Annotated in this window: 6 protein-coding genes, 1 tRNA gene and 2 riboswitches; of the genes, 6 read left to right on the top strand and 1 reads right to left on the bottom strand. The window is 34.0% G+C overall.

Going from position 1 to position 10,745, the window contains the following annotated elements; translation table 11 throughout:
* The first annotated feature begins 83 nt into the window (after window positions 1-83).
* Both ACY2V1_RS10795 and ACY2V1_RS10790 read left to right on the top strand, forming a co-directional pair.
* Window positions 84-2,087 (top strand): alpha amylase C-terminal domain-containing protein, encoded by a 2,004-nt coding sequence (locus ACY2V1_RS10795; RefSeq protein ID WP_461834807.1) that lies wholly within the window; start codon window positions 84-86, stop codon window positions 2,085-2,087.
* Between the two features lie 237 nt (window positions 2,088-2,324).
* Window positions 2,325-2,398, top strand: a tRNA-Arg gene (locus tag ACY2V1_RS10790).
* Window positions 2,399-3,412: 1,014 nt separating this feature from the next.
* Here ACY2V1_RS10790 and ACY2V1_RS10785 read toward each other — a convergent pair.
* Window positions 3,413-4,726 carry a PAN domain-containing protein gene (locus ACY2V1_RS10785; RefSeq protein WP_461834806.1) on the bottom strand — a complete coding sequence of 438 codons (1,314 nt, stop codon included), beginning with the start codon at window positions 4,724-4,726 and terminating at the stop codon, window positions 3,413-3,415.
* Between the two features lie 477 nt (window positions 4,727-5,203).
* A riboswitch (cobalamin riboswitch) is annotated at window positions 5,204-5,508 on the top strand.
* Window positions 5,509-5,607: 99 nt separating this feature from the next.
* On the opposite strand from ACY2V1_RS10785, the gene ACY2V1_RS10780 reads away from it, so the two are divergent.
* From ACY2V1_RS10780 to ACY2V1_RS10765, 4 genes are all read left to right on the top strand, one after another.
* Complete coding sequence (locus tag ACY2V1_RS10780; protein ID WP_461834805.1) at window positions 5,608-6,516, top strand: ABC transporter substrate-binding protein; 909 nt, start codon at window positions 5,608-5,610, stop codon at window positions 6,514-6,516.
* Between the two features lie 103 nt (window positions 6,517-6,619).
* Window positions 6,620-8,596: an adenosylcobinamide amidohydrolase gene (locus ACY2V1_RS10775; protein ID WP_461834804.1), complete on the top strand. Its 1,977-nt coding sequence runs from the start codon at window positions 6,620-6,622 to the stop codon at window positions 8,594-8,596.
* Window positions 8,597-8,636: 40 nt separating this feature from the next.
* Window positions 8,637-8,966: riboswitch (cobalamin riboswitch) on the top strand.
* 152 nt (window positions 8,967-9,118) lie between these two features.
* Complete coding sequence (locus tag ACY2V1_RS10770; protein ID WP_461834803.1) at window positions 9,119-9,379, top strand: hypothetical protein; 261 nt, start codon at window positions 9,119-9,121, stop codon at window positions 9,377-9,379.
* Between the two features lie 23 nt (window positions 9,380-9,402).
* On the top strand, window positions 9,403-10,745 hold a 1,343-nt coding region (locus ACY2V1_RS10765), incomplete at its 3' end, for a TonB-dependent receptor plug domain-containing protein (RefSeq protein WP_461834802.1).

Raw genomic sequence — 10,745 nt, 5'->3', positions numbered from 1 at the left:
ACAAAGAATGTGCAAAAAAATATATCCAGTTGTATGAGAAAATGTTAGATCGACCTCTGTAAAACCTATTATTGGAGAAATAGATGGCAAAAATAGATCTCATTGAAATAGATCCATATCTTAAACCCTATGAAAAACACATAGAACAGAGAATAAAAAAAATAAAAGAGGTTGAAAAATCCATAACAAAAAATCAGTCCCTTAAAGAATTTGCATCTTCCTACAAATATTTTGGACTCCACAAATTTGATGACCACTGGATTTTCAGAGAATTTGCCCCTAATGCAAAGGAAATATATCTTATTGGAGATATGACCAATTGGCAGATAGATGGTAAATTCAGGCTTGAAAAAAAGGAAAATGGTGTATGGGAGATCTTTATTCCGCAAGACAAAATCTCCCACGGCGATTTATACAAATTATATGTAAAATGGGATGGAGGAGAAGGAGAGAGGATACCATCCCATGCAATTTATGTTGTTCAGGATGAAAACACCAAGATCTTTTCTGCAAAGGTATGGTGCCCTGAGAATAAATATCAGTGGAAATACGATAAAAATGTCCAATATCCCAAACCCCTCCTAATATATGAAGCCCATGTTGGCATGGCGCAAGAGGAAGAAAGGGTTGGTACATACAGAGAATTTACTGAGAATATTTTACCATGGATAAAAAAACTTGGCTACAATACCATCCAACTCATGGCCATTTTAGAACACCCTTATTATGGTTCTTTTGGCTATCAGGTATCAAATTATTTTGCCCCATCATCTAGATTTGGCACTCCAGATGATTTAAAAGAATTAATAGATACTGCTCATAGTTTAGGACTTTATGTATTAATAGACATTGTACACTCCCATTCAGCGCCAAATGAGGTCGAAGGACTATCCCGATTTGATGGAACCTATGACCTTTATTTTCACAAAGGAAAAGGGGGTTATCATCCCTTATGGGGATCCAGACTATTTGATTATTCAAAAAAACACGTGCTTTGTTTTTTACTATCAAACTTAAGATACTATTTAGAGGAATTTCATGTGGATGGTTTTAGATTTGATGGCATAACCAGCATGCTATACACCCACCACGGCATAGGAAAGGATTTTGTTTCCTATGATGAATATTTTAATGAATCTGTTGATACAGATGCTGTTACCTATCTGGCCCTGGCAAATAAGCTAGTACATCAAATAAAAGATGATGCAATAACCATTGCTGAAGAGGTATCTGGCATGCCTGGGCTCTGCTATCCTATAGACAGAGGAGGAATTGGATTTGACTTTCGCTTTGCAATGGGAATTGCTGACTATTGGATAAAGTTATTAAAGGATTTCAGAGATGAAAATTGGCCTATGGGACACCTTTGGTATGAATTAACAAGCCACAGACCAGAGGAAAAGACCATCAGCTATGCAGAATCCCATGACCAGGCACTGGTTGGGGACCAGACCATAATTTTCAGACTAATTGGTGCTGATATGTATTATTTTATGAGAAAGGAAGATGAAAATCTAAAAGTAGATAGAGGAATCGCTCTTCATAAGCTAATTAGATTTATCACCATATCCACTGCATGTGCTGGTTATCTAAATTTCATGGGAAATGAATTTGGACACCCTGAATGGATAGATTTTCCAAGGCAAGGAAACAATTGGTCTTACAAATATGCCAGAAGACAGTGGTCCCTTGCAGAAAATCCCCTGCTGAGATATGAATACCTGCTTAAGTTTGATATAGACATGATAAGATTTATCAAAGAGATAAATATATTAAGACCAGAAATGCCACCTAAACATCTTCATGACCACAATGAAAATAAAATTATTGCCTTTGAGAGAGGAGACTATGTATTTGTGTTTAGCTTCCATCCAACCACATCATTTACCCATTACAGAATATATGCACGTCCAGGAAAATATAAGCTGGTGTTTTGTACAGATGAAAAAAAATATGGAGGGTTTGAAAGATTAAAAATAGGTGAAACCCACTTTACTCTAACTGAAAAAACATATAATCATTTAACACATTACTTGTCTCTATATATACCAAATAGATGTGGTTTTGTATTAAAAAAGATAGATTGAGATAATGCCGGATCACGAATCCCGAATCACGAATCACAAATCACAAATTACGAATCCATGGGCGGATATGGAATCCATGAGCGAATATGGAATCCGCCCCTACACCCTATTCACAAATCACAAATCACGAATCACCAATCACGAATCACGAATTACGAATCACGCCTTTATCAAGGTTAAAAATTTACTTGACACACAAGACAAAAAAAAATATTCACATAGTCTCGACATCAGTAAGCCCCCGTAGCTCAGTAGGATAGAGCACAGGATTCCTAATCCTGGCGCCGCAGGTTCGAATCCTGCCGGGGGCATAGAGAAAATTCAATAATCCCCACAAGTTAGAAAATCTCATAAAATCCTCAACTCCGTAGTGTTAATCCGTTTTTTGAATATTAATATACCAAAAATTAACCAAAAACCAAGTCTTTTTGTAAACTTCCACAAAAAATGAAAAAAAGTTGCAAATAAAATGAGAAAAATAAAACTAACCGAGAGTAATACTTGACTTTCAGACAAGAGTTTTCCTTTTTAAAAGAAAATTTTATTAATTAATCAACAAATTTAAGGGATTATAGATAAAATTTTTGTAAGACCCTACTAATTTCAAATATACAATTAAATTATTCCAGGTACAACATGATAAAAAGGCTTTTTTGACAATTTAAGACTCTTCTAATAATAAGAGTTTGGAATACCAAAACATAAGAATGTAAAAAAGGAAGAACTTATTACATTGGGGAAATGGTCAGAGTTCGATTAAGCCCAAAAAGGAGAACTAGATTTACCTGGAGTCCGTAGAAAAAATCCCAAGCATGGTTTTAATTACAGAGAAAGCTGATATTGATAAAATCCAGGTTAGGGATTATGCTGAATTTTAATAACACAATGGAATCAATGAGATCTTTACATAGTTGTCTTTGTTGGCATTCAGGTAAAAGAAATCCTTTAAGGATAATAGAAGAACCAACTCCCCTCCAGGCTAAAATATTTTCAGTATTTGGCTACAAAATAAAAGGTGGGGTCTTACAAAAAATATCTAGATAACATCTTGATATTACAGCTTTTTTATATTTAGAGCTAAAAAAGGGAAAGTCCAATTTAAAATGTTGTTTATCTCCTAGATCGAGATCAACACTCAAAATAGGCTCACAATTCCGAATGTTTCCATACCATCGTTCTGGATATTTAGAACGGCGGCTGTTTATGTTCCATTCTCATCAGAGTATTTATCCTCCCTATAAAAAATAGGGGATCTTAAATTGAAGTAAGAGAAGTAAGAATGGACTTTTTCAAAAAGAGTTAATGTCTTGATTATCCCTTATTTTTTATTTGTAAATGAAGGAAATTTTTTTTATCGGATTTCCCTTATGAGTAAGTACAATTTCATATGGTCCAGATGGAAAGCTCTTTCCTTCAGATGGTTCTAATGTAAATGTTACATATCCAGTGTAGTTTGGATTTTTAATTTTTAACGGCAAACTGAAAATAAATATTTTTTTAGATCCATCATAGAAATACCAGTTCGCTGTTATTTCTGTATCTTTAGGAACATTTTTAATCATGCAACTTAAAAAAATAGCTTTTGTGTCAGGGTTAATACTTTCATCTATATAACCATATAAGTAGTGAGTTTTGTATTTATATACTGCACAATTTTCTATTGTAAAATTGAGTGAAGTGTTCTTCTGACGTTCAGAAGCATCTTCTGATGAGTAAGTCTTGTAAACACTATTTGCCCAAAATCCTCCACATATTTTATTGGGATCTCCACTGCATTTCATATTGCAATTGTTAGCTGGTCCATATTTTCCATAACTATTGCCACAAAAGCATTGAGTTGAATATTGTACTGATGCATATTTAAAATTTCTTTTTGAACAAATATCAATGCACATCTCAGGAGTCATATCTTTGGATCCATACATAAATCCATCTAAGTCTCTACCTTGGGTTCCAGTTGGATCTCCACTATCTTTAAAACAACCAATGTAGTATTTACTCAAATTGTCATTAAAAGATACACCCTTTGGTGTTTGAACATTACTTTTAGTACCTGCACATTCTATGTATCTAAATCCATCACAAAATCCTTGATCGCAGATTTCACCTGTTCCAATGATTTTAGTTGGTGAGTGAAGTCCTATATCAGGGTCTATTTCCCATTTAATTGCATTACTGAAACCTTGTTGTTTACAAAACTCATCAGCAGCTGGTTTGCCGCACAGTGAACCCCATACCTTACACCAATCTAAACGATACCCAGATATGGAAGGAGAATTAAAAATTTTTGTTACGCCTGTTTTATGTTTCCCTGATTTTTTTACACCTGATATAGTAAATTTATTTGGGACAGGATTTGGCACTTTGTATTTTAACCAACACCTAGGTGATGGTCCTTGATATCCTGGTCTTACAAATGTCCATGCTTTACACCGTGAATCTTTATCACACGCCTCTTTGCACAATGCTGGACTATTTTCTGTGAGATTGATATTTTTATAATCATATCCTGGTCTATCAATATTGTATTCATAACCTGCAGAACTAGCGGTGTTATAGGCAAACATATCTAAACTAAAATAAAAGCAAATAATTAATGTAAATAGAATGTTAAAAAAAATTTTTGATTTAGACTTCATCTTTTCCCCCTTTTATTTAGAAATTAAACTCGACATAAATTTTATCCTTTAATAAAAAATATTTCAATAAATTTTCTCGAATTTATTCACATCCAAAAGAAGTTGATCTATAAAAATTCCACAGCAAAAAACTAACTGTAACATAGTTGTAACAAATTATATAATGGGCAACCAAAAAATTAAGAGGTGTCTGTGTGAAAAAGTTAATGTTCCCTTTGGTGTTTGCTTTTTGAACAAATTTTGTGATTGCTGGTTCAATAAAATCAGAGGCTCAACCACTGTGCTGTCGGTAACATGATTATTTATGAGTGGATGGATATTAAAGTTAAGCTTCTCTTAATTTATTTGAATACTCTAGGCATATTTAACAAATCTAATTGTCAAGATTTTTTTAATGCATCTATCAACTTATCAAACAAATCTTCAATTAAAATATTGACTCAAAAAAAAAATAAATATAGAGAATTAAAAAAATTGAGTATAAAAATGGGTTCAGGTGCCTTTTAAGGTTTAAAAGGGAATCCGGTGAGACTCCGGAACCGGCCCGCGGCTGTGATAAGGGGACGAAAGCTGCAAAATGCCACTCTGGTTGTAACACCAGGGGAAGGCGCAGCGAGCCTTGTTGGATTTCCCAAAAGGGAACTCTATTCAACAGGGCAAGCCCTGTTGAATAATGACAGGGCGAGCCTTGTCGAATTGATTTCCTGAGGAATAAGGTTATTCAACGGGGCAAGTAGGATGATCCTTAGAGTCAGAAGACCTGCCTGAACAAAAATATCATTTTCTCATAAGGCAAAGAAAAAATAAACTTGTAGGGATAAAAACGGGAAATCCCTGAAGTCCTTATGTTATCAGGATTTCAGGGTTTTTTATTTTAAACCATGAAGGAATATTGCTTTAAAATTTTAATTCTTATGATGGGAATTTTAGTAACTTCCTCTGCAAATGGTAAAAAAATAATAGGTCTGTCTGGGACAGTTATAACTGTTCCTTTTTATCCAAAAAGGATAGTTTCCCTTGCACCAAGCATCACAGAATGCCTTTTTGAAATAGGTGCAGGAGACAGGGTAGTAGGTGTCACTCAATTTTGCAATTATCCAGAACAAGTAAAACGCTTGCCAAAGGTGGGATCTTATATATCTCCAAGTATTGAGAAGATACTTGCACTTAAACCAGATTTGTGTATTGCCACTAAAGACGGCAATCCAAAACACATTGTATTTAAACTTAAAGAAATTGGAATAAAGGTCTTTGTTGTTGATCCAAGAGATATTGAATCTCTGTTTTCCACAATGCTTGTTCTTGGGGAAATCGTTGGATGTGAGAAACAGGCCAAAGCAGTTGTGGAAAGGTTAAAGAAAGATGTGTTGTTAGTTCAAAAAAGAGCGTCATTGTATATCAATCCCCCAAAGGTATTCTTTCAAATAGGGGTGGATCCAATGGTTACAGTTGGTAAAAATACACTCATAGACAATTTAATAAAGGTAGCTGGGGGTGTAAATATATTTAAAAATCTTAAAGGGTATCCAAGAATCTCTGTTGAACAGGTCATAGGGTTAAATCCAGATATTATAATCATAACATCAATGGTTCATTCAGAACACAATTTAAATAACCTCAAACAATTCTGGGAAAAGTATAAAGAAATAAATGCAGTAAAATATTCAAATGTGTTTGTTGTAAATTCAGATTTTTTCAATCGTCCTTCACCTAGAGCAATTCAAGGACTAAAACTTCTGTCAATGATCTTTGAAAAGGCATTAAAAAAAATTGTCAATGAGAAAAATTGATAAAATAAAAATTTAAGAATTTGCAGCAAAATATATTTTAAAAGATATATACAAATGGGAGTATTGCTAAATTATGAATCTAAAAAAAATTTGGATTATATTTATGAGTTTATTTTTATATTCACCTCTTTCATATTGTTATCAAGTAAAATTTTTGGATGATGCTAAAAGATTCATAGAAATAAATAAAAAACCCCAAAAAGTTGTATCTCTTTCTCCATCTATTACTGAAATTTTGTATGAAATAGGTGAAAAAGAACATATTAAAGGGATAACATATTATGATGAATATGTAATAGAAGGAGCACATATAGTAGGTGGTTTTTTATATCCATCAACAAAGAGGATAAAAAAGATAAATCCTGATATAATTTTTTGTTCAAAAAGGCATAGAAAAATCATAAATGGATTTGAAAAAAATGGCGTTAAGATAATTGTTTTTGAACCAAAGGATATTCCTTCTTTATATAGGACAATCAAAATTTTATCAGATATATTTGAGAAAAAAGATAATGGACTTAGGCTAATTAAGAAGATTAAATATCAATTAGATCATATCCAAAAAAAATTGAGTCATATTAAGAAACAACAAAGATTACGGGTTATGAGAATAATGGGTAGGAATGTTTTAATGACTCCTACAGTAAATTCCTTTCAGACTCAACTCATCAAATTGGCAGGTGGCATTCCACCAAATTTTCAAGGACAAGGCTCTATTATTGAAGTCAGTAAAAGAGATTGGTTAAACTTTAATCCCCAGGTTGTGTATTTTTGTGGTGGAGACAAAAGATTAATAAATAAGATAAAAACACTACCAGGTTGGAGAGATGTATCAGCTATAAAAAATAATCGTATATATTCATATCCATGTGCTTTGACCTGTCGTCTTTCGGCCCATACGGGATATTTTGTATCGTGGCTGGCATCTGATATATATTCTAAAGAATTTTTGGATGATAGATATTGGGTAAATAAAGATAAAATAATATCAAAAAGGAAAATACCTATATCTCTTGGCTATATTAAAAGTGTGAATATCATAAAATCATCTATATTTGACTTTATAAATAAAACTATTCTAATAACCTTTGAAAAACCAATAAATATAATTTCAACCTTAGAAGGCCCCAGGTACAATATAATAAATGTCGGCAATCATTATACACCACCACCTTGTTGGAGAATTACTCATCACCTGGGATTAGAAAAATCCAGAAAAAGGATATATAATACTCTACAAATTAAAGAGGAAGATTCAAGTCTCTTGTTTACAGGCGCAGATATGGATAATCTGGCCATGATAAAAAAAGAATACAAAGATTTGGCAGTCTATGTGTTTGCAACTGCAGGGGTTAAGACCAATGCCATGAGAATGTCAAAAGATATGGGTTGCTATTATGAAATAGACCCAGGCACAATTAATATGATAATTATGACAAATGCAAAACTCACTCCTCGGGCCATGACCAGAGCTATAATCACTGCAACAGAGGCAAAAAGTGCTCTATTAAATGATCTTGATATAAGAAGTTCATACAATCCCAAAATATATCAGGCAACAGGCACGGGCACAGATAATATAATTATTGTTCAAGGAGATGGGAAATTTACTTTAGACAATGCAGGTGGTCATTCAAAACTTGGAGAATTAATTGCAAAGGCCGTATATGATGCGGTAAAAATTGCTATAAAAAAACAAAATAAACTGATAGAAGATCGATCTATTTTTAAAAAATTAAACGAAAGGGACATATCTATATTTGATATTGTCTACAATAGTGAACTTATACCAAAAAATAAAAAGGAATTTTTTGTTCAAAAATTAGAAGATCTTCTTTTAAAGAAAGAATATGCATCTATTATGCAGGAATTTTTAGTTCTGTCTGATGAATATGAAAAAGGCCATATAAAAGATATATCTGCTGTTTCTAAATTGGAACAACTTGTTTTAAGTTCTATATCAGGAAAGGAAAATATAGAAGTAAAAAGATTTGTTAATGATAATAATATCCCTAAGGTTTTAAAGATAGGACTAAATTCATTTTTAACAGCTGTAGAGGAGTCTGTAACTAACCAGTAAGCCAAAAAAGATAATTCTTGACTTTTGATTTGAGTTGGGTTTTATATAAAATCTACCAGGTGCCTATAATGGGCTTAAAAGGGAATCCGGTGAGAATCCGGAACCGGCCCGCGGCTGTGATAAGGGGACGAAAGCTGCAAAATGCCACTCTGGTTAAAACACCAGGGGAAGGCGCAGCTTGCTCCGTTGAATAATGCAACGGGGCCTTGACCTGTTGAATTTCCCAAAAGGGAACTATATTCAACAGGGCCTGCCCTGTTGAATAATAACAGGGTGAGTTCTGTTGAATCTCCTAAGAAAAGGGGTTATTCAACAGGGCAAGTAGGATGATCCTTAGAGTCAGAAGACCTGCCTGGAAAGAGCTTTTAAGTCTCTCGGAGCAAGGGGCTTAAAAACTATATATAGTTTTGGGGATAAAAACGGGAAATCCCTGAAATCCTGCTTGTATGAAGGATTTCAGGGATTTTTTTATTTGTATTTTAAACAATGAAAAATTTAAGTTTAAAAAAAGGAGGAAAGGTTATGAGGACAGGAGTTATTTGTTATGTTAGAACAGACACTGAAAATTTGGATCTAGAGCAGGTAAAAAAGGATCTAAAAAAAATTTTTAAAGATGCAGACTTAATAGAAATTGCCCATTCTCCAGGTAGTGAGGAAGATATAACTTATGGTTGGTGGGAAATGACAAGACGTGGGATGAAAAGGATACTCCTTAGATTTGTAGAAATTGGAAAGGACATGAAGATCAAATTCACTGGCAAAGAAATGAGACTTTGTGGCTAAAATATCAAGGAGGAAATCACAAAATGAAAAAGTATTTAGTAGTTTTCATCGGAATTTTAGCCTTTCTTGTTTCTCAAGATACCTTTGCATATGAAAACCAGACCTCGTTGGATACTATAGTGGTTACTGCAAGCAGGTACAAAGAATCTATAAAAGAAACACCCATGAACATCCAGGTAATTGGACCAGAAGAGATAGAAGCCTCCTCTGCAAGGGATTTAGGAGAGCTCCTTTCAGAAAAGGGCATAGGCACTATTAGACAATATCCTGGCACCTTAACATCTGTTGGAATTCGTGGTTTTAGAACAGAAACACACGGAAATGACCTCCTTGGACATGTACTTATCCTTTTAGATGGTAGACGTGCAGGAACAGGAAATGTGGCCAAGATCCTAACAAAAAACATTGAAAGAATAGAAATTATCAGAGGTCCTGGGGCAGTTCAATATGGATCTGCTGGTATTGGCGGTGTTATAAATGTAATAACAAAAAGGGGAAGAGGAAAACCCCATGCTTTTTTGGAAGGAACACTTGGAAGCTTCAATTATCAAGACGGGACCATAGGCTCTTTTGGTAAAATAAATAAATTTGACTACTCATTTTCTTATAGCCGAGGGAAAATGGACGACTATGATACAGCAGATAACACAAAATACAAAAATACAGGCTATGATAAAAAAGAGAATTACTCCTTTAACATTGGTTATGAGTTCTTACCTGGTAACAGGATTGGTGTAATCTATACCAAATTTGATGTGGATAGAGCAGGCAGTCCTTCTTATCTAAGTCAAAATGATTTAGATGATTATTCAGATAAATCTCTTAGTTCAGCGGATTTCATTTATGAGGGCACTACTTCATCACTTCCTCTATTTTGGAAGTTTAGATACTTTCAGGGAAAAGACAGAGATAGATGGGTAGATCCACTTATGAGTAATCCTGACGGCTGGGATGATGGAATCCCCACAACAAAAGAAACAACTCATAGGGGAGCACAAGGGCAGCTTACCCTGGATATGGAAAACTTTGTAATAACAGGCGGTTTTGACTGGGTGTATTACAGAATTGAATCAAGTCCATATCAACCCAGAGAAACCAAATATAAAAATCCAGCTGGATTTATTCTGGGAAAGATCAAACTCCTTGATAATAGATTTGTCATATCTGGTGGTGCTAGATATGACAAATTTAAAGTAGAAGTGGAAAAAGGGGAAGGACATGATAAAGACAAGACACATATATGCCCAACAATAGGGGCGACATATCTTATTAATGATAATATCAAAATCAGGGCAAACTATGCCCAGGGCTATAGGATGCCAAGTGCAAAAGAACTTGCATCAGATTATTATGTGTGGGGCACACA

The organism is Desulfothermus sp., assembly GCF_053993635.1.
This window is presented reverse-complemented; position numbering and strand designations above follow the sequence as displayed.

What these genes read in the sequence shown, in the direction of transcription:
- ACY2V1_RS10785 (WP_461834806.1), bottom strand. Translation starts at nt 4,726, where the DNA reads ATGAAGTCTAAATCAAAAATTTTTTTTAACATTCTATTTACATTAATT.
- ACY2V1_RS10770 (WP_461834803.1), top strand. Translation starts at nt 9,119, where the DNA reads ATGAGGACAGGAGTTATTTGTTATGTTAGAACAGACACTGAAAATTTG.
- ACY2V1_RS10780 (WP_461834805.1), top strand. Translation starts at nt 5,608, where the DNA reads ATGAAGGAATATTGCTTTAAAATTTTAATTCTTATGATGGGAATTTTA.
- ACY2V1_RS10795 (WP_461834807.1), top strand. Translation starts at nt 84, where the DNA reads ATGGCAAAAATAGATCTCATTGAAATAGATCCATATCTTAAACCCTAT.
- ACY2V1_RS10775 (WP_461834804.1), top strand. Translation starts at nt 6,620, where the DNA reads ATGAGTTTATTTTTATATTCACCTCTTTCATATTGTTATCAAGTAAAA.